Source organism: Pseudodesulfovibrio profundus (assembly GCF_900217235.1).
Lineage (GTDB): Bacteria > Desulfobacterota > Desulfovibrionia > Desulfovibrionales > Desulfovibrionaceae > Pseudodesulfovibrio > Pseudodesulfovibrio profundus.
The window spans coordinates 3413053-3439598 of record NZ_LT907975.1 but is presented as its reverse complement, the minus strand read 5'-3'; the positions used below and the strand labels follow the sequence as shown (position 1 = coordinate 3439598).

Here is a 26546-nt window from a genome sequence, read left to right as displayed (position 1 = left end):
TTGCTGTTACACCTCCTCGGTCACAGCAGGCAAGACAATGGTAAATGTCGTTCCTCTGTTTACCACGGAACTGACAGAAATGGTTCCGCCCATCTTGTTGATTATGCCGTAGATGATTGAAAGCCCCAACCCTGTTCCCTTGCCCACCGGCTTGGTGGTGAAGAACGGGTCGAAAATACGTTGCAGATTGGCCTGGGGAATGCCGCAACCGGTATCGGATATGGCGATGGAGACCGAACCATTATCCCGTCGCGTCATGATATCAAGATTACCCCCGCCCGGGTCCATGGCGTCGATGGCGTTATTGATGAGATTGAGCAAGACCTGCTGCATCTCCGAGCTGCTCCCTTCCACCTGGGCAATGGCGTCATCCAGACTCGCTTCCATCACCACGTTGGCAAATCTTGCCCGCTGCTCGCAGAACTCCACCATTTCCAACACCAACTCGTTCAAGTCGATATGCTCGATGGTGGGGTCGATCTTCCGGGCAAAACTGAGCAGCTTGTGCGTGATTTCCCGACACCGTGCACCCTGTGTGCGAATCTGGTTCAGGGCGCGCTGTACTTCACGCTCGTTGTCGTCCTCTTCCAGTCCCTCATCAAGGAGGTCCTGAATCCAACCGGCCTCTTCGACCATGATGGCGACGGGATTGTTGATCTCATGAGCGATTCCGGCGGCCAACTCGCCCACGCTGGCAAGCTTTCCGGCCTCGATGACCTGATCGTTCATCATTTCCTTTTCAATGTCGGCCAGCTCGACCTTGCGAGCCATGCGACGACTCATCAGGTAAGCCATGACCGCGATGGCCACGCCACCGATCAGCATGATGACCATGGCTACATTCCGTGCCTGATGCTGGGCGGAATAGGCATCGGCCACATCCTGCTGAAAAACCATGATCCAGTCGCCGGACTTGAGCGGGCTGGTCACATAAATGGTGTCATTGCCGGTCACGGGATTGGTTTCAATGGTCATGGCGGCCCGACCGCGCCCCATGGGTGCATCATCGAGATCAGCCACGAGTTCACGCAGGAAATCCACCTCGCCGGTCATGTCCCGGCGCGGCGTGGTCTGGAATTCACCCTCTTTATTGATTATATATGCCAGTCCCGTTTCACCGATGCGGATATCCTCCACCAACTCGGTAAAGGCGATAAAATCAAGGGTTGTCCTGAGTACCCATTCCTGTTCCCCGTCACGGAGCAGCAGGGAAATGGTAAAGTGGGGTACACCGCGAATGCCAAGCTCCACATCACTGATATGAACACCGCGCTCGGCCACGGCCTTGAACCAGTCGGCGTCGGAGTAGTTCACCCCGGTCAACTTATACGGCCCGGCGTAGGCTATCTGAACGCCCTGCTCGTTGACCAGGCCCAGATCGACAAAATCGCTGCCGTGCATGCGCACCAGCGCATCAAGAACGCGAGCAACGCCACCCTTCTCACGAAGGTGATCGATGCCGACGACTTCGGCTATGACCTGCAACTCTTCGGCTTTTTCGCCAAGATAGACATCGACAGACTGGTCGTGTTTGAGCACCAGTTCATGCAGATGTGCTTCCACCTTGGCCTTGTAGGCCACGCTGTACTGGTATCCTGCAATGATCGTCACGATCAGCAGGGGCGTGAATGAAACAAGGATGATGGTGAACATCATCGACTTGGTCAGACCTTGATAATAAGGAGCTTCGGACACTCGTGCCTCCGGGAAAATGTTCCTCTCCACTCACCACGATCGGATACGCTGAGGGGGATACAGTCTACCGGAATATAACAAAATAGGTTGGGTACTTCAACATACTTCGCCCGAATATGCCTTTACGCTTACAACGGCATAAGTCCCTACCCGACCTTCCTGCGAATGGTATCGACGTTGAGCCTTCCTTCGATGTACTGCGCAATGGCTGCCACTGCCTGATCCGAAGTGCGGAACGTACACAGCCCCGCCTCCTTGAGCTTATCCACCAGCGGATCGTACAAACGGCCACCATCCACAACACCGATGATCGGCGTGTCCAGTTGCGGCAGGAGGTCCTCAAGCAGTGCGGCGATGGACCGCTCATCCTCGAAGGTGAACTGGTCATGTTCGGGATCGGCCAGCGTACGCATGACCGGGGACATGGGATCAAGACCGGCGACCACTGCATCGACCATCGGGTCTTCAGCGAGGATTCGGATCACATCGGCATGCACCTTGTCATCGGCCCCGGGCGTGATATCCAGAGGGTTGGTCACCGTAACGAGGTTATCCAGCCTGTTGGCGATAAAGAGCTTGTCCAGTCGTGTTCGGCTTTCCTCGGAGAGTGGCGCCAACTCCATGCGGTAGGTATCCGACTGGATGGAATCGGCCATGCCCACGGCCTCGAAGCCTGCGCCCGACATGGCTGCCAGTCGATTGCCTCGGATGGTCTTGCCGTGCAGTCGCTCGGCCAGCATGAACAGGTTCTCGAACTGGGAGAACGAGTCGGCCACGATAGCACCGGCCTGACGGACACAGGACTCGCACACGGTATAGTCACCTGCCAGCGACGCGGTATGCCCGCTGGTGGCGGATTTGCCCTCCGGGGTGCGCCCCGCCTTGTAGAAGACGACTTCCTTACCGGCGAGCACAGCCCGTCGCACAGCCCGGCAGAATTCGAGACCATCCATATCGTTGAACCCTTCGGCATAAATGGCGATGACATCCACCTCGCTGGAATCCGCAAAGTAGGCGGTCAGATCCCCCAGGGTCAGGTCGGTCTGATTGCCCACGGAAATCATGTAGGCCGGATCGAGAATGGGACACTGCGACAGGCGGGTCAGCATGAATGCGCCCGACTGGGAAATAAAGGCTGCCCTATGATGTTTGCCCGGAGTAAGCACGGGCAGTTTCTCCTCGGGAATGAACCACGTATCGTATGCACCTGGCCGAGAAACCACTCCCATACAATTGCCGCCCAGGAAGACCGGCCCGACACCCGTGGCATGGGACGCCACGATCTTGTCGATGACCTCCTGCGCTCGCGCCCGACTTTCCTCGGTTTCACCCATGCCGCCGGGAATGATCATGACGGATTGTGCACAATCAAGCTCCAGCACCTCTTCCACCAGTCCCGGCACCTGGGCCGACCCCACGGCCACCACAAACAAATCGAGGGGCTGCCCCAATGCGGCAAGGGACTCAACACAGCGAACGCCGTCGATCTCGCCACCGCCAGGTCGGATGACAACCATGTCATCCTTGTTGAACCCGGCCTGCATGACGTTATTGAGGATGATGCGCCCAAAATTCATGCGACTGCCAGACACGCCGATGATACCGATACGCTTGGGGTGCAGCAGTGCATCGATCTTTTCCACGGGGCGCGATGCAGGGAGTTGCTCGGGCAGGGAGAAGCGACACATGCCGTCCAGCGGGACCATCAGGTAATCCGAATAAGCAAAGGGATTGATTTCCAACTCTTCGATGACAAACGGTGCATCGGGATTGTCGGGAGAATAGTGGTTGGCCATGTCGATGAACGACGAGAAGCACTCGATAAGCTGCTCGTCGGAAACAATACGTCGTTGGCCGCGAGTCAGTCCGGCCAGCTTCTTGTAGGAAAGGGTCTTGCGAAACAACTCGAAAAAGGTCTCGCCATCGGTCAGCGCAGCAGACGCGGCAACCACAGCCTGTCCTTTGCGGAATCGTTCAGCGTACAGCTCGGTATCTGTGCCGCCCAACCCTGCGCCGAGCACCATGCCGAACTCCCGGGTCCGGCGAATGCCCACGATCAACTCATTACCAAATGCCTGGGAATCGGTTTCCATGAACTGAACAAGCAGCACACCACGGATATCGCGGGAGATGGCAGCGATCAGCGCTTCCCCGGTCAATCCGGCGTACTCAACGGGAGCCATATCCGGCGTTTTTTCGAGGAGCGCGGCAAAAGCCTCCGGCACTTCATACAGCATGCGTCGCCACGCAGAACGTATCTTGTCCGGCGCGTTTTCCACCACGCGCACGCCACCGACTTCGGTCTTGTGGATGATATTGGGGGAGACTATTTTCAGGACAACTTTTGGCCCGGGCAGACCGCTCAGAGCCTCATCGGACGGCTTGCCACCTCGCGGCAGCAGTACGGTTCCGGGTGGTGTTTCTGCGCCCGACTCCCGAAGCAGCTCATACACCTCATACTCAAACAGGGTGTCTCGCCCTTCTTCATGAGCCCGCTCAAACAGATGCGTGATGGCATCGTAATCGATGCTGACTTCCACTGTGCCAAAAGCAAAATTCCCGTTGGTCATACTCTTCCCCAAAGCGCAAAGGTAAATGTCTGACAATACGGGACCACTCGGGTTGGGTCAATGGGGGCATGAGAAAAATGACTGTCGGTCACTCTTTTCCAACAATCAGGTATCTGGGGAACTGTTCGCCTAGCCAGATCATGCTGAAGCAAGAAGCGCAAAGCCGAATATCCCCAAAAGCAGGAGCAGAAGCATTCCGCCGCAGACGAGAAGTGCCACCCACGGCACCCAGCTATTAACCCCACCAAAACTCCGAAGATAATTGACGTAATTCTGGCCGTGATATGACTTGAGCTCGCTAATCTTCTCGTTGGCATGCTTGAAGTAGAGGTAATTGGCGGCAATGGCCCAGCCGATGATCACCAGTAAATTGAAATAGGGCAACCAGAGGGTGACAAAGGCAATAGCGGCCCACATGTACATCTTTCGATACAGGAACCACCAGAAGGAAAAAAAGAACGCGGCCCAGTTCCATCCGGCATGAAAACCCGAAGGCGTGGCGCCGTAGCTGTGAAACTTGGGCAGGTAGGTGTGGGCATTGCCTTGTACAAAGGCGGCGTAGTCTTCGTCAGTGTGAGGCAGTCCGGCATCGAGGTTCATGAGCATCTCCCAACAGCATTGATTGTTTTACCCGACCCTACCACCAACCCCCTGTTCATGACCACCTTTTTGCTCCTTTGCGCAGCCCTCGGCCATGAACAGCCGCCCGACCAGGGTTGATTCGTTGACCCAACATCCGTTTTACCGTATCCATTCCGGGGCGCGGATATCATTGTCCGCCCACACCCAAACAGCTATGAACCCTGCAAGGGGAATTCAATACACAGTAAGGAACAGAAGATGAGCAAAACGCCAGAAACACCTGAAAAAGGTAAAGATTTCATCCGAACCATCATCGACAAGGACAACGAGACCGGCAAATACGGCAAACGGGTACACACCCGGTTCCCGCCCGAGCCCAACGGCTACCTGCATATCGGTCACGCCAAGTCCATCTGTTTGAACTTCGGGATTGCCCAGGATTACAATGGCAGGTGCAACCTCCGATTCGACGACACCAACCCGGTCAAGGAAGATGTGGAATACGTGGATTCCATCCGCAAGGACGTCGAGTGGCTCGGTTACACATGGGATGCCAATCCTTTTGCTTCCGACTACTTCGAGAAGTTGTACTACATTGCCGAACTGTTCATCAAAATGGGCAAGGCGTACGTCGACCACCAGTCCCCTGAAGAGATTCGCGAAAACCGCGGGACCCTCAAGGAGCCGGGGGTCAACTCCCCGTACCGCGATCGTACACCCGAGGAGAACCTCGACCTGTTCCGTCGCATGCGTGCTGGCGAGATGAAAGACGGCGAATGCATCCTTCGCGGCAAGATCGACATGGCAGCACCCAATGTCATGCTGCGAGACCCTGCTCTCTATCGCATCAAGCACGCCGATCACCACCGTACCGGCGACGCATGGTGCATTTACCCCATGTACGATTTCACCCACGGGCTTTCCGATGCCATCGAAGGCATCACCCACTCCATCTGTACGCTGGAGTTCGAGAACAACCGGCCCATCTATGACTGGTGCGTGGACACCCTGATGGAAGGTCTCAAGCAGACCGAGCTTTTTGGCGAGCATGAAGCCATATATAATGAGTTGGCTGCCCTGCCCGGTTTCAACGAGCGTCCGTACCAGTACGAGTTCGCGCGGCTGAACATCTCCGGCACGGTTCTCTCCAAGCGCAAACTCATCCAGTTGGTGCAGGAAGGACATGTCTCGGGCTGGGACGATCCGCGCATGCCGACCATTTCCGGCTTCCGCCGCAGAGGCTACACCCCGGAATCCATCCGTGATTTCTGCGAGCGCATCGGCGTGGCAAAAGCGGACTCCATGGTCGATTACGCCCTGCTCGAACACTGCGTGCGTCAGGACCTTAACGACCGCGCTGCCCGCTACATGGGCGTTGTCGATCCGGTCAAACTGGTCATCGAGAACTACCCCGAGGATCAGGTGGATGAATTTGAAGTCCCCCTGCACCCCGAATATGAATCATACGGCAAGCGCATTGTTCCGTTCACCCGCGAATTGTGGATCGAACGGGCCGACTTCATGATTGATCCGCCCAAGAAGTTTTTCCGCATGGGACCGGACCGAGAAGTACGCCTGCGTGCCGCCTATTATGTGAAATGCACCGGCTACGAAACCGACGAGCAGGGCAATGTGACCCTGATTCGCGCCACGTACGATCCCGAAACCCGCGGTGGCTGGCTCGAAGGTGGCCGCAAGGTCAAGGGAACCCTGCACTGGGTATCCGCCACCAAGGGCCTCAAGGCCGAGGTGCGCAACTACTCGAACCTGTTTTCCTGTGAAAATCCCAATGCGCCCGAAGAAGGCAAGACCTTCGTGGATTACGTGGATCCCGACTCCCTTGAAGTGCTTTCCGAGTGCTGGGTGGAGCCGTCACTGGCTGCCATGAAGCCCGGAACCAACTTCCAGTTCGAGCGCACGGGCTATTACTGTGCTGATAACAAGGACCACAAACCCGGTGAGAAGCTCGTCTTCAACCGCACTGCAACCCTGCGTGACAGCTGGGCCAAGATTCAAAAGAATATGAAATAGCACTGGTTTTACATGACATGGCGACACTTTTCCCTTGTGGACGAAGTGTCGCCATGTTCAATTATTATAGGCAATTACAGTTTCAACGTTATAAACTGAACAAAAAATTTCCGAAAACGGCTTGACATTGATTGCATGATCAATCTAAAAAGAAGACAGATTGATTGCATGATCAATCGAACTCGCCGTAGAAAGGACGGCCGATGGCGATGACAAAGAAAGAAGCGATACTGAGAGCGGCCCAGGAGGCCTTCGGGCAACTTGGATTCACTGCAGCCACTGTTAAGGATGTGGCGAGTCGGGCAGAAGTATCTTTTGGACTGGTCTCCCACTATTTCGGCAGCAAACACGAGTTGTTTATCGCCGCGGGTTTTGACATGGCGGACAGGCTTATCGCCCGGTTGCATGACTCCACTAAGGAAGTCTCTTCAGGGCTTGATGGCATACAGAAGTATATGACCGCCTACTTTGAATTTACCGAAGAGCACCGGACACGGTTTCCCGTATTACTCCGCTGCTCTCCGTTCAGCCACATGGAACCAGGCGTTGACGCCGCCATGGTGGCAGAGAAGTTCAGCTTCTTCATCGATGAGCTGAAACGGTGCGTGTCCATGGGCATTGCCGACGGATCGATCCGCGATCTCCCCCAGGAGAAAACAGCGTTGATCATCTACGGAAATATCGTCGGTAGCGTTCGCACCACGCTCCTCACTCCCTACGAATCGGATGGGATATTTGAGGAGACCATCAACCACGTGACACGCAGCCTCAAGAACAGCCCTGGCAAGGACGGCTGTTGATACAAAGTCCGCCGAAACAGAGGATTTGTTTTTTACAAACCTGATTTTAAAAAGAAGCGAGATAGGAGAGCGACATGTTTTCCAATATTAATATCACCAAAATTATGGATATCATCATCGGACGCCAGTGCTGGCACCAGTACCTTGAGTCCTGGAAGTCCTGGTCACAGGACTGGACAGGAAACTCGAACTCTTAGGCCGAACCTGAACACCTCCGACGGCACAAAAAGGAATGGACCGCAACCCACACCTGATAGCCTGAAATCCTGGTTCGGAACCCGGCATGCCGGGACCTCGAAAGGGAGTCGCAACAGCGACTCCCTTTTCTATTGGGCAATAAAAACTCACGCATAACCATACTGTCGCACAAAGCGTCGCATTGCGACATAATTGTCGCACATGCTGCAATGCGACGTTGCATGCGACACTACCCCCTCCCCCTATATGTCATTGTCAATTTGTTAGACTTTTTATAACCCCTTATATTCTTGATAATAATCAGAATAAAGACGCTTTGGCACACAGATTGCTTTATACAAAACATATTTCAACCGCCAACCCAATTTACACTGTGGAGGGGACATGTTTGATCGCAACGTAACCAAGGTAGTTCAGGACTGCATTCTCGACAGCGGCATCCAGGCAAAGGTCGTGGCTCAAAGGATTAACAAGCCCTATTCGACCCTGATGCGCGAAATCAACCCGTTCGACGCCAGCGCAAAGCTCGGAGCCGAGACACTGCTCGAAATCATGAAGGTCACTTCCGACATTAGACCCCTGCAGTTCATGGCTACAGAAATGGGCTATTCTCTGGATAGCGGACACGCATAAATCATCGCAACCAAGGCAACACTCCTCAGGCTGATCTTCGGATCAGCCTTTTTTTGTCTTCACACCAGCACTCATCATCCTACAGATCGTACTACAGCCAAGGCCGACATTGCTTTGGACATTGACAAGCACGCCCCTCACAGAAGTGAACAAGGCATGAATATCCGAAACTTATCAAAAATAATCCGACCATCCTTGCGCATTTTTTCTGAAAAACATATTGAATAGGGGTATTTTGAACCCTATACCCGCGGAAAACATGAGCAGCAACACAAGGAAAACGACTCCACCAGGCCCCCTATGTCGCAAGGCGGCCCTGTCTCAAACATTGATGGTAACAGTGGGCGTCGTCCTTTTCTCCTTCATTATTGTAGGCCTCAATACCCTTCGGACCCTCCAGCAGGTGGACGAGCGAATTGACAGCCTGGCCACTCTGGCCGAATCCACGCTGAGTTCAGCCGTCTGGCAGGTGGATCACACAGCCGCAAGAGACTTTATCCATGCCTTGCACCAGGATTCCATGGTGGTCTTCGCCCAGGTCATCACCGGCCGCGAAACCATGGCGTCGCAGACCAAGGCGCCCTATACAGGAAACTCCTTCGCGTTCTTTAAAAACAATAGCGGCTTCAAAACGCGATCCGTAGAAATTCGCAAGTTCGACGACTGGATCGGCACCTTCAATATCGCCATCTCCCTTGATAAGATTCACCACGATATGATGGTCTATGCAGGGATCACCCTTGGCCTGAGTGCCATCATGATTTTTCTGCTTTCACGGATGATCATATCCTGTTCGCGCAAGCACCTCTTTGATCCGTTGAAGCGACTTGAAGAAGCAACCATCACCATTGCCGAAGGCGATCTCGACGCGCCAATCGAAACAGACCTCAAGGGGGAACTTGGTTCTCTGGCTCGCGCCATCGACGACATGCGCGACTCCCTCAAACACCTCGTGGATGACCTCCAGCTTTCCAAGACTCGACTTGAAGAGCACAAGAACGCCCTTGAGCAGACTGTCCGGGACCGTACCCTGGAACTCAAGCAGAAGAACGAATCACTGAATCAGGCGTTGATCGATGTCCAGAACGCCAAACGGTATGCGGAAGTGGCAAACCTGGCCAAAAGCAGTTTTCTTGCCAGCATGAGCCATGAAATCCGCACACCCATGAACGCCATTCTCGGGATGGCCGATGTGCTGGCCGACACCAAACTGGACAAGGATCAGGCTCAGTATGTTCAGGTCTTCCGAAATGCCGGAGAGAACCTGCTCATCATCCTCAACGATATCCTCGACCTTTCCAAGATCGAAGCCGGCCACCTCTCTCTTGAAAAGCGCGGTTTCAGCCTCAGCGAAGTCGTGGACAAGACCTGCACGCTCATCGATGCCAAGCTTAATGAAAAGCCCATCAACTTCTCCTGCACGGTCAATGCAACCTTGCCAGACCGATACATTGGCGACCCGGAGCGACTCCAGCAGATCATGATAAACCTGCTGGGCAATGCGGCCAAGTTCACTCAGGAAGGGGATATCAAGTTCACGGTTGAACGAGTCGAAGAACAGTCAAATCGCATGACACTGCTCTTTTCGGTGAGCGACACCGGCCCGGGAATCCCCACGAACAAACTGGACTCCATATTCGATGCATTCACGCAGGCCGACGGGTCCACAACCCGCGAATTCGGTGGAACCGGACTCGGACTCGCCATCAGCAAACAGCTTGTTCAACTGATGGACGGGCGTATTTGGGTCGAAAGCGAGCTGGGGAAAGGGTGCACATTCAATTTCACCATCAGCCTGGAACGGGACCAGCTCGATGCTGTTCCTTCTGTTCCGTCACCGGCGCAGGAAGTCGCTATCAACGTACCACCTGAACTGAACATCCTGATGGTCGAAGACTCCAGTTACAATGCCTTCGTCATTCAGACCTATCTGCGCAATACGCCCTGCACACTCACGGTAAAGACAAACGGCAAAGCCGGAGTCGAAGATTTCATGGAAGCAGAGTACGACTGCGTACTCATGGATATCCAAATGCCCACCATGGACGGCTATGAAGCCATCCGGACGATCCGGGAATGGGAAAAGGAACAAAAACGTCCGCCCACTCCGATTATTGCCATGACCGCATATGCAATGGCTGAGGATGCACAAAAATGCATGGATGCCGGCGCTGACGGCTATCTGGCCAAACCGGTAAAAAAGAGCGCGCTGTTCGACATGCTGATATCCGTGACCGCCCCGGATACAAGTGCGCCCCGACCGACGGTTGATGACCTGAACGAATTACAACGGACGCTTGACGCTTCCCGTTTTGCCCTGGAGCGAAACGATATCAGTTCACTCAAGGCCCTTGGTGAAGACATCATCGACCGAGGCCACAGCATTCCGCTTCAGAAGATTATCGACATAGGTGGGCAACTCATGAAGGACATTCGTGACGAAGCATCCAGCGAAGCCATGGAGCACACCCTGTCCCGACTCGACGATTACGTGAAAAGGATTAGCAAGCTATAATAATTCACTAACACAGCAAGACCAAGGGAGCCTCGCATGACAAGTACGCCTACTCGCCTGATCTGGTGCCATGGTTCATTGAGTGAACCATGGGGAGCCAAAAGCACTGCCTTTGCTGAAACCGCAAAATCTCTGGGATACACGCTTGAAGCACCGGACTTCAGCGACCTGGAAAATCCCGACGACCGCGTCCAACGTCTGGCAGACATCCTTTCCGATGCCAAAGGTCCGACTATCCTGCTCGGCTCCAGCATGGGCGGCTACGTAGCGACTGCCGTTGCCAAGCAGGCCCAGGTTGACGGGCTGTTTCTCCTCGCTCCCGCCTTTTACCTCAAAGGCTATGACGTTCATGTATTCTCGGGACTCCCAGAATCCATCACCGTGATCCACGGCTGGCAGGACGATGTCGTGCCAGTGGACAACTCCATTCGTTTTGCCAAACTCCATCGTGCGGCATTGCACGCTCTTCCCGACGACCACCGTCTTTCAGCTTCCATCGACACCATGACCTCACTGCTTGCCCATTATCTCCAGTCGTTCCCTTCTCCATAAAACCGGTTTTTACGTCACAATCTTGCAACTTCGCCTGGACTTCTCGTTCAGGCGAAGTTTTTTTGTATTTTTTATACACCATCCCTATATCAGCCAACTGGTCAACATAACTACCGATCGACGTTTAAAACACGGTGGCAAAGGGAAAAAGGGCTATTCTTTTTCCGATAGCCGTTGACGCAAAACTGAAAATTAGGCTAACTTTGTGACTAGGCAGCAACTTTAAACATGTGGGGGGTAAAGCATGTTTGAGAAGAATCTGACCAAAAAGATGCAAGACATCGTTTTGGAAGGCCGCGTACCTGCCAAACAGGTATGCAGGGAAATCAAGAAGCCGTATTCGACACTGCTTCGAGAATTGAACCCGTTCGACAACCATGCAAAGCTGGGCGCAGAGACCATGTTCAAGATCTGCAAGGTGACACGCAATGTCTCCATTCTTGAGTTCATGGCCCGAGAACTCGGCTACACGCTGATACCGCTGGAGGGTGTTGAAACACCCGAACCGAGGCAGCACAGAAAGGCCTCCAAGCGTGTACGCCGCCAGGCTGCAACCATGTAGCAGCCTTGCGAGAACCCAAAGCGCCCCCCTCTCCGGGTCACTAGCGACACCGGGGAGGGGATTTCATGTGTTTTTTGACAAAATCTCCACGTTGTATTTTGACTTTTCAGTACAATTGGTTTTAATTGGTGTTTGCGCTTCGACGCTTCACAATCGCACATTTTTTTCTTTTAAGGAGGAAGGGCATGTCCCAAGATACGTTCAAAAAAGCACTCGCTGTAGGCCGTCCGCCGAATGTCGTCCAGAATTTCCCCAATTCACAGGCGTTGATCGTCAGCGGCAAGGTCATTGACCGCGCAATGCTCGAAAAGGGCCAGGCCATGACAATCGCTGCCAACGGGCGCAACATGTTCATTATCGAGGGTGCCCTGAAAGCTGCGCAGCGTGCCAATGCAGCCATCATCATCGAGATTGCACGAAGCGAATCCACCTACTGCCCCACCACCCTGTGGAACATAGCTCGTCGTGTGGATTACGCATGCAACAAGCTCGGCATCACCATTCCGGTGGCCGTGCACGCTGACCATTACTTCATGAAGAAATGGGAAGACGTTCCGGTTGCCAAAGCGGAAATCCCCTCCCTTTTCGACACTGGCGTAACCTCCATTGCCATTGATGCATCCCACATGACCGACGACCTCAACCTCCTCGCCAACATCGAAGTTTCCTCCGCCATCCCGGGTTGGGCCGGCTACGAAACCGAGATCGGTGAAATCAAGGGTGAGTTCGGTCTCTCCACGCCTGTTGAAGCTAAATTTCTTTGCCAGGGCCTGAATGCCCACGGCCTGTGTCCTGACTGGATCGCCCTGAACAACGGCACCACTCACGGCATCGAGGCTTCCGGCGAAGGCATCCAGGTGGACATCACCGCCGACATCCACAAGGCCCTTGAGCCGTACGGAACTTCCGGTGCACAGCACGGTACCTCCGGTAACGACTCCAGCCGCCTGAGAGAAATCGCTGCCAAGACCAGAACCACCAAGGCCAACGTGGCCACTGCCCTGCAGATGATCGGCTGGGGAGTCAAAGTCAATGACTTCGGCAACGCCATCATGACCGAGGACGGTCGGTTCGACAAAGTCACCGGCGAAGGTCTCGAAGACGCACTCTGGAATGAGATGGTCGAATACGCCGACGCCAACGGCATCTCCGGCGGCAACTACAAGAAGCTCAACCTGCCCTTCGAGCGTCGTTGGCAGGGACAGTCCGAAGCCGTGCGCGAGCGTATGGTCGATGCCGTTGATGGCTTTGTCCACCACCTGCTCGTCGACGTCTTCAATGCCAAGGACACCGCAGACATCGCCTGCGACCTGATCCTCAAGGCCGGTTCCTACGACCTGGGCGCCAAGGTTGAACAGTTTGAAGATCCCAACGAATGGACCGAGGAAAAGATCAAGTCTCTTGCTGCCGAGATCGACACCGACAAGGGTCCCGAAGGCGACTTCGACGACTAGACAAATCACATGTTCAGACCAAAGCCCGCTTCATCTATGAGGCGGGCTTTTTTGTGTCTTGCCAACACGGATCGAGTGCTCCAAGCGCATTAATGCAAGAAAGATGGAGGTGAGGCATGCATTCCATCTGGACAAGGCATGAGGTGCGGTGCAGGATATCGCTTATTCTCAAAGGACACGCTCATGCACGAACGATTCATTCTGACCAATGCGGTTGTCATCTCCATGGACGCAAACGAAACGCGGTATGACTGCGTGGGCGTGGATAACGGTCGCATCGCTGCGCTCGGCTCCCATGCGGATCTCGCCCATCTCATCCACGCGGGCTGGGATGCCTACGACATGCAGGGACAAACCATCCTTCCCGGCTTCATCGATACTCACCAGCACCTCGGGCTGACCGGTCAAGTGCTCAACGGCATTGATCTGCGCGATACGGATTGTCTGGAAACCGTTTACGACAGGGTAAGCCAGCGTGCGAGCACCACTGCAGCTGATGCGTGGGTGCTCGGGTATTCCATGAATGAACTCAACCTGCGTGAGGCGCGGGTTCCGCTCAAGGAAGAACTGGATGCAGCCAGCCCGGATCGGCCGGTCATGCTCGTGCACGCTTCATGGCATTTATGCATGCTCAACAGCCTCGCCCTTGACCTGCTCGACCTGCCACCCGACTTACCCGGCATGGATATCGGGCCAAATGGTCCCACCGGTGTCGTGCGTGATCCCGGTGCACTCAGCCATGTCTTTCCCATGGTCAACAACCTGACCCCCGAGCGGGTACGATTGGCCGGGTACGAAGCAGCCTGTCACGCCGCACTCAAGCAGGGCATCACCTCCATGCACTGTCTGGAGGGTGGGGAATTCGGCCCGGGCGGCACACGGGTTGTAGTAGCCAACCAGAACCGTTTCCCGGTGCATACCATTGTCTGGAATCAGGTCATGGACATTGAAGAGACAGTGGAACTCGGCCTGCCGCGCATTGGCGGATGCATCTGCGCCGATGGAGCCATGAGCGCTCAAACTGCTGCGGTATTAGAGCCGTATTCCCATGATCCAGACAATTATGGATCACTGAATTTCACACAGAAGCAGATGGATGACTTCATCCTCCACTCCCACCGGGCAGGCTTGCAGGTTGCCATTCACTGCGAGATGGACGGCGCGGTCGAACAGGTACTGACGGCCATGGAACGGGCCATTGCCGCCCATCCCCGCGACAACCACCGGCACCGCATCGAGCACTGCGAAATCCCCACCGAGGATCAGATGAACAGGATGGCAGCCGCAGGTATTATTGCCTCCATGCAACCTTCCTTTCTCCCGTACCTCGTGGTCTGGGACGATTACATTCGGTGGTTTGGGCCGGAGCGCATGCAGCGGATTCAGCCGTACCGAACCATGCTCGACAAGGGCATAGTCATGTGTGGCGGCTCCGACGGCCCCATCACTCCGTACAGCCCGCTCAAAGGCGTACAGTCTGCCGTACTCCACCCCGTGCCGGAACAGGCGCTCACGGTAACCGAGGCGTTGCGGATGTTCACCAGCGATGCAGCGTACAGTGGCTTCGATGAAACCGAGCGTGGCAGCATCGAGGTCGGCAAGGTTGCCGATCTGGTGGTGCTGGCAGCAGACCCCACTGCCGTAGCGCCCGAGACCATTGCCGATATCTACATTTCCCAAGTGTATGTTGCTGGAGAGCCCGCTATCAAGGAATCGCCTGCACAGGACAATGTGGAACCGGCCGCCTGATTTGGCCCTTCGGCTACGATCGCACAAAAAAACGATGCATCACCGGATAAACCGATGATGCATCGCATATATTCTGTTGCGGTCGAACCGCGAAAGGCCAAATCGACTAGACGTTGAACAGAAAGTGAACGACGTCGCCATCTTTCATGACGTATTCCTTTCCTTCCACCCGAAGCACACCAGCGGTGCGACATTTGGATTCGGAGCCGTGCTCCACGTACTGATCGTATCCGACAACCTCGGCGCGAATGAAGCCGCGCTCGAAATCGGTGTGGATGACACCGGCTGCCTGCGGAGCCTTGTCGCCGTCATGTATGGTCCATGCGCGAACCTCTTTCACACCGGCCGTGAAATAGCTGATAAGCCCAAGGGATTTGAATCCGGTGCGGATGATCTGATGCAAGCCGGACTCTTCAATGCCGAAGGAATCAAGAAATTCCTGCGCCTCTTCATCGTCGAGGCCGAGCAGTTCTTCTTCCATCTTGGCGGAAATTTTGACGAACTCGGCACCACGCTCTTCTGCAAGGGCGCGAACCAACTTCACGTACTCGTTGTCTTCCATGACCCCTTCGTCATCCACATTGGCACAATAGATGACGTTCTTGGCCGTGATCAGACGCAGTTCGGCGAGCAGTTCGTCCAGTCCTTTCATCTCCTTGTCAAAGGTCGATGCAGGCTGGCCTTCGTTCATGTGCTCGACAAGCGCCTTGGCTGCCTCGATCTTCGGGGCCAGGGTTTTGTCGCCCTTGAGCATCTTTTCCATACGCTCCAGACGATTCTCCAGCACCTGTACATCAGCCAGGATCAACTCGGTCTCGATGACGTCGATATCGCGGATCGGGTCCACGGAATTGGACACGTGGATAACGTCGTCGTTATCGAAACAACGGACGACATGCAGAATGGCCTGCGTTTCGCGAATGTTGCCGAGGAACTTGTTACCCAGTCCCTCACCCTTGCTGGCTCCTGCCACCAGTCCGGCGATATCCACGAAATCCACCGTGGAATACTGAACACGCTGGGGATTGACCAGTTCGGCCAGCACGTCGATGCGCGGGTCCGGGACCGGCACAACGGCCTTGTTGGGTTCGATGGTGCAGAAAGCATAGTTGGCGCTTTCGGCGTTCTGGGCCTTGGTCAATGCGTTGAACAAGGTGGACTTGCCGACGTTGGGCAATCCGACGATTCCTATACTAAGTGACATGGGTGCTCCTGGAAAATGCATTGCCGGGGCAATCCCCGGCGCGGTGGTTAGTACCGTCCTTCGTGGCAGGATGCAAGCAACTTTTCCGCCATACCCCCCGATCCATCACCACTTGATAGACCATACAACCCTACGCTACAAAGGGTAGAACGCCACCAATCCCAAGGAATAATCAATGCAGCCACGTACACATATCAACTTCGACGCACTGACCAACTGCCTGCAACAGGCGCACGCGGAAGGTCGGTTTTTCCTATATGAATCAGAGGTCTATGACTTTCTGGCCAACCTCGGTTCCGAGACACCGCCCCGCAGTTTTCTGCTGCCGAGAACCGACCATATTCCCGATGAAGACATCCTGTCGCTGCCCGGCGACAAGGCGGTCCTCAAAATCGTATCGCCCACCATTCTGCACAAAACCGAAGTGGGCGGCGTGCGGATTGTGGACAAAGACCCGAACAAGGTCCGCTCCACAGTCCGGCGCATGGTCTACGAAGTCCCGGAGCAGGCCGCACTGCTCATGGAGCGTCACCCGGAAACCGTACCCGAGCCATATCAGAGGTTGAGTGGCGAGACACTGGTCTCGGCCATCAGCAAGGATATCAAAGGCGTGCTGCTGGTCCAGTTCATGCCGCCTGATTCCGAGGCTTTCGGCAACGAACTGATCGTTGGCCTGCGCCATACCCGGGAGTTCGGCACCATCCTCAGCGCAGGACTGGGAGGCACGGACACCGAACTGTATGCCGAGCGTTTTCGCAAAGGTCAGGCCATTGTGGCAGCGTCCGTGGAAATGATCGATGGGCCACAGTTTTTCGAGCTGTTCAAGAAAACCATCTCCTACAAAAAACTGGCCGGACTGACACGCGGACAACGCCGCATCGTCACCGATGAGCAGATCATCGAATGTTTCAGCGCTTTCATCGAAGTCGGTCGTCACTTTTCCTATCAAAATCCCGATGCGCCGTTCGTCTTGCAGGAATTGGAGATCAACCCCTTTGCCTTCACGGACTACCTGATGGTGCCTCTCGATGGGCTGTGCAAGTTCTCTCTACCCGAATCGACACCGGTTCCACGGCCTGTTCACAAGATCGAGTCCATCACCACACCCCAATCCATCGGCATCGTGGGTGTTTCGACCACCCGCATGAACTTTGGGCGGATCATTCTCAAGAATGTGCTTGATGCCGGATTCAACAAGGACAATGTCGTGGTCATCAAACCGGGAGCTGAGGACGTGGACGGAGTGCGCTGCATTCCTGATCTTGATGCTTTGACAGATGATCTGGATTTACTGGTAGTGGCAGTGGCGGCCCAGCAGGTGCCGGAACTGATCGACGAAGTGCTTGCCTCGGACAAGGTGAACAGCGTCATGCTTATCCCCGGCGGCATGGGCGAAACCGAAGAGAGCCGCGAACGGGCCGAAGTCATGGCAGCCAAGGTGGATGCCGCCCACAAGCGGGGCACCGGTCCAGTTTTCCTTGGCGGTAACAGCATGGGCGTGGTCTCGCATCCGGGGCGGTACGACACATGGTTCATACCGGAAAACAAGTTTCCCAAATCCCACGGCAAACCGTATCAGCGCACGGCTCTGGTGTCGCAGTCCGGCGCGTTCATGCTCACCCGACTGGCCCAAAGCCCGGAGATCGAACCAGCCTACATGATCTCCATGGGGAATCAGAACGATCTCACCCTTGGCGACATGGCAACGTTTTTCAAGGATGCCGACGATGTGGATGTCATCGCCATCTACGCCGAGGGATTCAAGGACCTCGACGGGCTGGCCTTTTGCAAAGCCGTACGGGAAGCCGTGCTCTCCGGCAAGGACGTCATCTTTTACAAGGCGGGGCGCACCCAGGAAGGCAAAGATGCCACCGCAGGTCACACCGCATCGCTGGCCGGGGACTACATGGTCTGCGAATCCTGCGTGCGACAGGCCGGTGCCATCGTTGCGCGCAGCTTCACGGAATTCCAGAATCTCGTTGTCCTTGCCCAGCGCCTCAACGGCAAAGAGATCAGGGGCAACCGGCTGGCTGCCCTTTCCGCCGCAGGTTTCGAGGCGGTGGGCATGGCGGATTCCATCGAGTCCGACGACTTTGCCATGCAATTGGCGCCCATCGGAGAAGAGACCCTTGAGCGACTCGAACAGCTGTTCAGAGAGAAGCGACTGGACAGTCTGGTAACAGCCAGAAATCCACTGGACGTAACCCCTGCCGCCGATGATGAAACCCATGTTGAAGCGGCCCGGGCGCTGTGCAACGCCCCCAGTGTTGACGCGGTGGTCATCGGTCTGGTTCCCATGTCGCCCTCACTTGGTGCGAAACTGGGTGACACCGAAGAAGCGGCCATTGTTCCCATGCTGGCAGAGCTGGCTCGCGAAACCACCACCCCTATTGTCTGCACCGTGGATGCCGGGTTGCTCTACGAGCCTCTGATTCGCCAACTCATTGCCGCAGGCATTCCGGTCTTCCGCTCATCGGACAGAGCGGTCTCTGCGCTCAGTCAGTATATTGAAGGACGTTTGAACGGGATGCGTATACGCAACCGGGAAGACTCGTAACCGTCCGTATACGCAATGAATCATTCGGTGAACCAACTGCAATAAAAAAAGGGAGCGTCATTTTGCTCCCTTTTTTTATTGTTTCTGCGTTGTGCCTCGATATTTACTGTTCGCGTTTTGCCTCGATGGTCATGCCTGGCTTGAGATCATAGTCTTTGCCCATGATCTGGACAGGTACAACCTTGTCGCCCTTGTGGTACGCGGTCATCTTGACGGAATTATGCGTCACATTCAGGTCAAACCAGATTTTGCGCCATGTGAAACTGAGCCGCATCTCACCCCAGTGAGGAGGAATCTCCGGGTCGATTTTCATCGGGATTGAAGAGAGGTTCAATCCGGCAAAATCCTGCTTGAGCACTTCCAGGGTACCGGCCATGACGCCGGTATGGATGCCTTCGATGGTCGTACCGCCCTGCGTATCGAAAATATCCGAATGCATGGCTTCCATGAACCAGTCCCATGAGACTTCCGTGGAATAGATATACTTGGAGATAACCGCGTGCACGACCTTGGAAAGGGTCGAGCCGTGACTGGTCCGCTGCTCGTAGAAGTCATAGTTATCCTTGAGCAGCTTGATCGGATCGTCCACCTTGTATCCCAACTGGTTCAGGATGCGGGCAACCTCTTCCGGCTCCAGCACGTACCATGTCATCAGCGTATCCGCCTGCTTCGCGACCTTGTAGTGGTCCGGCGAATCGCCTTCCGCCTTGAGGATGCGGTCCATGCGGTGAATGGAGTAGAACCGCTTGCGGTAGCTTTCCCAATCCAGCTCATCAAGCTCCATGTAGCCGTCAAACTGGCTGATGATGCCATCTTCGGTCAGGATGACATTCATCTTGGTAGTCATATCCTTCCACTTGGCGATCTCTTCGTCGGTCAGACCGATGGTTTCGACCACATGCTGACGTACTCGCTGTGGGAGTTCGTCGAGGATTTCCAGAGAACGCTCCAGCAGCCAGACAACCATGATGTTGGTATAGGCGTTATCCGTCAGCCCATGCTTATCGCTGCCGGGAAGGGCTTCGTGGAATTCATCCGGCCCCATGACACCCGAGATATGATACTTGCCGGTTTCTTCGCTGTAGTGGGCGATATCGCCCCAGAACCGTGCGATATCGAGCATCAGTTCCGCGCCGTACTCCTTGAGGAAAGTGGTATCGCCCGTCCATGACACGTAGCGCCACGCGTTGACGAACACGGCAATGGAAACATGGCGCTGATTGCGCGACAGGTCCGGCCCCCAGTTCTTTGCCTCGGGGTTGTAGTGGACCTCCTGTGTTTCCTCCACGCCGTCGTCAGCCGTCTGCCACGGATACATGGCGCCGGTATACCCATGCTCTCTGGCATATTCCCGCGCCGCATCCAGACGGTTGTATCGATACATGAGCAGCGCTTTGGAGATATCAGGGAAGGCTGAATCGAAAAACGGCAGGATGTACAGTTCATCCCAGAAGATATGTCCGCGATACGCCTCGCCGTGCAACCCGCGAGCAGGCATGCCTGCGTCACGATTGACGTTGTGCGGGCTGGCTGTGACCAGCAGATGATACGTATGCAGACGGAGCACCCGTTGCACGAAGCGATCACCGGTCACACGGATGTCGGCCTTCTGCCACATGGCTTTCCATGCCTTGGCGTGAGGACCGAAAACACCCTGGAATGTGCGGACTCGACTTAATGAGTCGAGACACATTTCCTTGAGGTCACCGGGAGTCCGATCGAGGGAAGTACGGATATAGACGAATTTTTCCAGAGTATATCGCGTGTTGACCACTGCGGAGAACTGCAATTCCTCCGATACCTGGGCCTTGTCCTGCAACACTTCACGAGGCGGGGTCATCACTCTGCCATCTTCCAGCAGCACGTTTTTCGCCGCCATCACGATCTGATAGCGCGAGTGTGTGGTCTCGGTATGCAGGAAGATCCCGTCTTCGGCCTTGCCACCGGATACACGGCAAAGGTGATGCTTGTTAAGTGAGGAGTACCTCGCCACGCCACTATTCTCGACGTTGCCATCAATGGATGATCGGAACGTGATCTTGGCCGAATAGTTGAGAGGAGTCAGGTCAAAGGTCAATGCGCAAAGATGCGGATCGGCCATGGATACCATCCTCCGCGACGAGATACGCGTGATTCGACCGACCTTGTCCTTGACCACGATATCCCGTTCCAACGCGCCTTCGCGCATGTTCAATCGTTGGCTGTAGCTGAGCAGTTCCATGGACAACGGACTGATGAACTCGCCATTGCCGATTTTGAATTCTACCAGCAGCCAGTTGGGGCAGTTCACGAAATCATTATTCCAGATATCGCGCCCCTGCACCTTGGACGAAGTTTTATTGAAGACACCAGAAATGTATGTGCCCGGATAAAAATTGAAGGACGCCCGTTCGCACTCATAGGCGCCTCGGGTGCCGAGATAGCCGTTACCTACGGCCGTCAGGGTCTCACGCAGTTTTTCATCACCCGGATCGAAGCCGGAGTAGGTCAGGTACCAGTCATCGCTGGCCATGCCGGAATCAAACCATTCGTGCAGATCATCAACCGTGATCTCTCCCAGGTCGGAAACGACCATATCAGCACCGAACCGGAGCAGCATTTCACCAGCTACGTTGCGGGCGATACCCAATGTCAGGCCGAAATTACCGGCCCGTCCAGCCTGCACGCCCGAGATAGCGTCTTCCACAACCACGCATTCGCCCGGATTCAGGCCCAGTTTTTTGGCAGCTTCAACGAAAATGTCCGGCTCGGGTTTACCTTTCAGATCATTATCAGCCGAATAGACGCCATCGACCTGTGACTCAAAAACATTCTCCAAACCGGCCAGTTGCAGCACAAGGTCGCAATTGCGACTGGAAGTGGCAACACCAACACGTATCCCCTGTTTTTTCAATTCATTGATCAAATCGACCGATGTCTTGAACACCTCCGGTCCTTCGGATCGCAGAATGTCCTGATACAATTCATTCTTTCGATTACCGATACCGCAGATGGAATCCATGCACGGCTCGTCGTCCGGATTTCCCGGAGGCAGTTTGATATTACGGGATTTCAGGAAGCTCAGCACGCCTTCAAAACGCGGCTTGCCATCCACGTAATTATGGTAGTCGTGGGTCCGATCAAAGGGGTCGAACTGAATATTCAATTCTTCCGCACGCATTTTCAGAAACTCGTTGAATGCCGTTTCCCAGGCCTGCGCGTGCACGCTGGCGGTTCTGGTAATAACTCCATCGAGATCGAACACGACGCCTTTCAATGTAATTTCGGACACAATTGCTCCTTGACGCTAGAATTGACTTTGTTTCCTGTTACAGGGTGCCCAGAATAGCAACCAGCATGTCGGGTTCAGGCACAATGAGCGCGTTATCGGTCAAGCCTGAAACGCGCTTGGCCAGATCCGCATTCTTTGTAACATAGATTGCACGGCTGTCCGGAGTCTCCTCCAAAGCAGCTTCGAGCATCGGGACATCGCTATTCGTATCGCCGCAGATAAGGTGCGGGCCACGAAACATGTCCAGTCCCAATTCACTGTTGAGATATTTTACCCCGTCCCCCTTGTCGAAATCCTTGAGCCCGTCACCCGATGTTTCAATGGTCAGGATGATCTCCACATCAAGTCCGGTATCTTCGATACGGAAGTTGACTTTTTCCGGGTCCACTTCATCCACGATCTGCTCAATGACCCGCAGGAACTGCTCGGACTCCACTTCGGGAATCGATTTGGCAATATCCTGCCGCGCGACCGTGGACTGCCCGAATTTGAACTGCAAACCCGAACCGATGAGTGAGAACTTTTCGTATTCGGGCAGGGACACAAGCACCTCCAGGCGCTTGTTGAGTTCATTGATGGCCAACTGTTTATTTTTCGATATGGGCAAGCGACGAATGCGGCCTTCCAGATCGAGGCACTCCCGTCCCTTGGATGCGGCATAATACATCTTATTCTCTGGGTTGACGGAGATACGAACCAGTCCGTCCAACGGAGCCGAAGTCAGTATCACGGGGCGTTGGGTCTTGTTCATGGCGAACCGAGAAACAAAAACCGCATTGTAGATGGACTGAATGGACGTCAGGTACCGGGCGCAATAGTTGTTGATGGTGCCATCCCTGTCGGTGATAAGGCAGTTGAAATCCAGACCTCGCAGCAGCTCCCTGCCTCGCTCGACCGTTTCATCAAAATCGGGATGCAGATCACCGAGCAGATCAAGGAAGGTCCCTTCCCCTTCTTCAAGGTAAAAGAGATCCTTGCGCGTTTCATTGATTTCATAGTCCATTTCGAGGTCGATGGTCCGATCCTCATCCAACCATAACGTTCGCTTGCCACCGTTTTCAGGGATGGATTCCAGCGCATCCAGTAGATTGTGCAGGGCTGGAACGGTCACCTCGGGTATGGGGCGACCGGACATTATAGCATCCACTGCAGCATGACGAACTGTTCGCGATGCTGCCATCAATGCGTAGAAATCCTTGAGCGATTTCGGTCTCTCATTCGGAATCTCAACCATCTTCGGCTCCTAGTACGTCACTTGGACGGTGTAGTTCACGGTAACGGTCTTGTTTTCTTTTGCCGGGGGCAGTTCCACTGGAATCTCTATTGTCCCGGCATCAGTCTTTTCATATCCCTGCTCAGAGGTGATCACTTCCCACTGGCCGTCATAGGATTCCCGCAAGACAATCTTCTGGGCTGTTTCACGGCCATTGGTCACATCGATTGCCCAGCCAAGACGGTAAGTGTTCTTCCCGAGCTTTTCATATTCGGTTTGACGACGTTCTATGGCGATATCAAAGGCGCGCCCCATATTGATTGTTGCACTGCCGTTCTTGGCAATGTGTCCTATGGAATCTTCACCGGCCAACAGCAGGGAATCATCTGACGACTGCTTGAACACACGTACGCGACCTGCGGGCATGGGCGAACCCAATCCATTCTTCTTTGTGTTCATCAGCTTCAGGTTCCATTCCACCTGCTGAATCACCGGCTTACGCCACTGGGAAGCCCGCACATGAAAACGGCTGACCAGTTCTTCTTCCAGTGTGACGTCGGAAGAAGAAAAAAGGCTCAACTGCTTGGTTCCATTTGCAGGGAGGCGTACAGGCCAGTCGATGTCATACAGATGAAACTGTGCAAACTGCTCCTGTCGAGGCTGCGACGACATGGCAGGCATGGATTCCGCCATGACCATGTCACCCTTCATATGCATGGAGTTTCCATATCGGTTCTGGCGATTGACATTTCCGGCCACCAGCTTGAGCGAAGCATTGTTGAAGGCAGTGCCGGAGTTATTGGCGATGGTGGCCCATGCTTCCAGCTTGCCCTTGGTATTGGTATCCAACACCAGCGAATAATCAGCATTCCAGCTAATGCCGCCCATCAGGTAGCTGAGTGCCACTTCTCTGGAACCGGCAGTAGAACTGTCTGTGGTCAAAGAGAGCATAGGCTTGCCTTGCAGTTCTTTGGGAAGCTCCGGGAACACGAAACCATAGTAATTTCCGGCAAAGACCTCTTCACCGATCTGAAAGATGGGCTGGCCTTCATTACCAAGCAGTACGGCCTTGCGACGAACACGCCCCTGGGCATCAGTTGGATCGGCCATGACAACCGTTATTTCCTTGCCCACGTAATAATCGAGGAGGTTTTTCTGTGTGATGGGCGTGTAGTTATACTGCACATCACGAATAACCATGTTCTTTGCCGACGCATGAACAGAAGTTGGATCAAGCGTACCGGGAACATCCTTGAAGACAACCGAAGCCAACCCGGCAGGAAGATTGACCGAACGAGTTTCACGAACCAGGGCGTCACCGGAATTATATACGGTCACAGCCGCACCTTTGACGCTCGAAGCCTGGGCCTGTTGTGAAGAGAAAAAGAGTGGAATAGAAAAAATCATTATAATCAGATGAGATATAGACCTGTTCATTATGCCTCCGTTCGCGGGAACAGTTGTATTACAAGCATTGATATCATGCTCATTCCTGATCATGTTACATAGCCTGAACCTTTTTTGCAAAATATTAACATATAATATCATCCTCTACCGGCTTCGGATTTTCTCTTTCTCCTGGTGTCTATATCGACAAAAATAGTTTATTCAGTAGCAATCGACATGGGTGCGAAAAACATACTGGACCCGCTACATGACACTCGATTATTCAGATTTAATTTGTTAGGTATCCCCTGCCATGAGAATACTAATCGTTGATGATTGCCCAACCACGACAATCCACATGTGTGGATTGCTGAAGCAAGCCGGTTATCCGAAGACTTCGGTTGCACGCGACTATTGTCAGGCAATATCGATGTTACACGCTGCTGCCCAACGCAGACAACCTATCGATCTCATTCTCATGGACATTTCGCTTCCGGGCACTGACGGCATTGCCGCTACACTGACTATCAAGGCAGACAAGACATTTGAGGATATTCCCATCGTCATCGTGACCAACCATAACGAAGAGAGCATCCTTGATCGCTCCTTTGCGGCGGGTGCGTCCGACTTCATCGTCAAGCCGGTCAGCATGATCGAATTACGCGCCCGCATCCGCTCGGTTCTTCAATTGCGCGAAGAGATGGACAAGCGAAAAATGCGCGAACGGGAACTGGAAGCGCTGGCGAGAAAACTGGAGAAGATGTCGAATCTGGATGGGTTGACCGGCATAGCCAACAGACGCTGCTTTGACGATGCACTGGTCAAGGAATGGGTGCGCAACGGACGACATGACACACCCATGGCCCTGCTGATGATCGATATCGACCACTTCAAAGCATACAATGACACCCTTGGTCATGTGCTTGGCGATGATTGCCTTGTTGCTGTAGCCGAAGGGATCATGGCTTCCATCCATCGCCCCGGCGACATGGCTGCCCGATATGGAGGCGAGGAATTCGCCGTGATCCTCTCTCATACAGGGTATGAAGGAGCACACGCAGTAGCTGACACTATCCACACGAATATCAACGGCAGCAACATTCATCATCCACACAGCTATGCCGGGCACAACGTCACTGTCTCCATAGGCGTTGCATCCTGCATCCCTTCCTGTCAGACCACACCAGCCCAGCTACTCACTGCGGCAGACACGGCCTTGTACAGGGCGAAACAAAACGGGCGAAACCGTACGGAAGTCGTCTGCCTCGGGCAGACCAAGCGGTAACGACATTTCCTTGCGTGGGTCGCGATTCATTTTCGATGTCCCCACAGCGTTCGTGACATTTCATTCAACGCTCTGATTTCAGATACTGCTGCTGGCACCTCGCTACGAGGCATCGCGCTACCCTACTTCTCAAAAATAAATCCCATTATACACAGTAGAGAGACCCGTCCCGATTTCTGGTCTGGGTCGGGAACCGTTGCCGTATTATTCATCACAAAAAAACAGGTGGTGTGCATTCGGGGAAAATGTACACCACCTGCTTAACAGGGAGACGGGGACACAGGGTGCC

At 54.4% G+C, this 26546-nt stretch carries 18 protein-coding genes; 11 read left to right on the top strand and 7 right to left on the bottom strand.

Going from position 1 to position 26546, the window contains the following annotated elements; all coding sequences use genetic code 11:
* Positions 1-6 precede the first annotated feature (6 nt).
* The 3 genes from DPRO_RS16120 to DPRO_RS16110 all read right to left on the bottom strand — a co-directional run bounded on the left by DPRO_RS16120 (position 7) and on the right by DPRO_RS16110 (position 4865).
* Positions 7-1695, bottom strand: coding sequence for a sensor histidine kinase (locus tag DPRO_RS16120; RefSeq protein ID WP_097012984.1), 1689 nt, complete (start codon positions 1693-1695; stop codon positions 7-9).
* Between the two features lie 146 nt (positions 1696-1841).
* Positions 1842-4265 (bottom strand): acetate--CoA ligase family protein, encoded by a 2424-nt coding sequence (locus tag DPRO_RS16115; RefSeq protein ID WP_097012983.1) that lies wholly within the window; start codon positions 4263-4265, stop codon positions 1842-1844.
* 138 nt (positions 4266-4403) lie between these two features.
* Complete coding sequence (locus DPRO_RS16110; protein WP_097012982.1) at positions 4404-4865, bottom strand: hypothetical protein; 462 nt, start codon at positions 4863-4865, stop codon at positions 4404-4406.
* Positions 4866-5105: 240 nt separating this feature from the next.
* On the opposite strand from DPRO_RS16110, the gene DPRO_RS16105 reads away from it, so the two are divergent.
* From DPRO_RS16105 to DPRO_RS16070, 9 genes are all read left to right on the top strand, one after another.
* On the top strand, positions 5106-6878 hold the full coding sequence (locus DPRO_RS16105) for a glutamine--tRNA ligase/YqeY domain fusion protein (protein WP_097012981.1): 1773 nt from the start codon (positions 5106-5108) through the stop codon (positions 6876-6878).
* A 203-nt stretch (positions 6879-7081) separates the two neighbouring features.
* Entirely contained in the window at positions 7082-7678 is a 597-nt protein-coding gene (locus DPRO_RS16100) for a TetR/AcrR family transcriptional regulator (protein WP_232005627.1), read from the top strand.
* 74 nt (positions 7679-7752) lie between these two features.
* Complete coding sequence (locus DPRO_RS20645) at positions 7753-7875, top strand: hypothetical protein (RefSeq protein WP_269459700.1); 123 nt, start codon at positions 7753-7755, stop codon at positions 7873-7875.
* A 385-nt stretch (positions 7876-8260) separates the two neighbouring features.
* The gene (locus DPRO_RS16095; RefSeq protein WP_097012980.1) at positions 8261-8509 is read left to right on the top strand and encodes a phage regulatory CII family protein; all 249 of its coding nucleotides are present in this window, start codon (positions 8261-8263) and stop codon (positions 8507-8509) included.
* A gap of 331 nt (positions 8510-8840) precedes the next feature.
* The gene (locus tag DPRO_RS16090) at positions 8841-11024 is read left to right on the top strand and encodes an ATP-binding protein (RefSeq protein WP_407681414.1); all 2184 of its coding nucleotides are present in this window, start codon (positions 8841-8843) and stop codon (positions 11022-11024) included.
* A gap of 36 nt (positions 11025-11060) precedes the next feature.
* A complete protein-coding gene (locus DPRO_RS16085) occupies positions 11061-11576 on the top strand; it encodes an alpha/beta fold hydrolase (protein WP_097012978.1) in 516 nt (171 codons plus the stop codon).
* Between the two features lie 244 nt (positions 11577-11820).
* Entirely contained in the window at positions 11821-12138 is a 318-nt protein-coding gene (locus DPRO_RS16080; protein ID WP_097012977.1) for a phage regulatory CII family protein, read from the top strand.
* Between the two features lie 185 nt (positions 12139-12323).
* Entirely contained in the window at positions 12324-13592 is a 1269-nt protein-coding gene (locus DPRO_RS16075; protein WP_097012976.1) for a class II fructose-bisphosphate aldolase, read from the top strand.
* 183 nt (positions 13593-13775) lie between these two features.
* Positions 13776-15341 (top strand): amidohydrolase, encoded by a 1566-nt coding sequence (locus DPRO_RS16070; protein ID WP_157917529.1) that lies wholly within the window; start codon positions 13776-13778, stop codon positions 15339-15341.
* A 106-nt stretch (positions 15342-15447) separates the two neighbouring features.
* Here the strand turns inward: DPRO_RS16070 and ychF are convergent, their stop codons facing one another.
* Positions 15448-16545 carry a redox-regulated ATPase YchF gene (ychF, locus tag DPRO_RS16065; protein ID WP_097012974.1) on the bottom strand — a complete coding sequence of 366 codons (1098 nt, stop codon included), beginning with the start codon at positions 16543-16545 and terminating at the stop codon, positions 15448-15450.
* A gap of 175 nt (positions 16546-16720) precedes the next feature.
* On the opposite strand from ychF, the gene DPRO_RS16060 reads away from it, so the two are divergent.
* Complete coding sequence (locus DPRO_RS16060; protein ID WP_097012973.1) at positions 16721-19102, top strand: acetate--CoA ligase family protein; 2382 nt, start codon at positions 16721-16723, stop codon at positions 19100-19102.
* A 103-nt stretch (positions 19103-19205) separates the two neighbouring features.
* Here the strand turns inward: DPRO_RS16060 and DPRO_RS16055 are convergent, their stop codons facing one another.
* Genes DPRO_RS16055 through DPRO_RS16045 form a run of 3 tightly spaced genes read right to left on the bottom strand, consistent with a single transcriptional unit; the run spans position 19206 to position 24993 of the window.
* Entirely contained in the window at positions 19206-22373 is a 3168-nt protein-coding gene (locus DPRO_RS16055; protein WP_097012972.1) for a beta-phosphoglucomutase family hydrolase, read from the bottom strand.
* A 37-nt stretch (positions 22374-22410) separates the two neighbouring features.
* Positions 22411-23607 (bottom strand): trehalose 6-phosphate synthase, encoded by a 1197-nt coding sequence (locus tag DPRO_RS16050; RefSeq protein WP_097012971.1) that lies wholly within the window; start codon positions 23605-23607, stop codon positions 22411-22413.
* A 9-nt stretch (positions 23608-23616) separates the two neighbouring features.
* Positions 23617-24993, bottom strand: a complete 1377-nt coding sequence (locus DPRO_RS16045) for a DUF4139 domain-containing protein (protein ID WP_162291187.1) — start codon at positions 24991-24993, stop codon at positions 23617-23619.
* Between the two features lie 292 nt (positions 24994-25285).
* Between DPRO_RS16045 and DPRO_RS16040 the strand changes: the two genes are divergently transcribed.
* Positions 25286-26257, top strand: coding sequence for a GGDEF domain-containing response regulator (locus tag DPRO_RS16040; RefSeq protein WP_097012969.1), 972 nt, complete (start codon positions 25286-25288; stop codon positions 26255-26257).
* The last annotated feature ends 289 nt before the right edge of the window (positions 26258-26546 follow it).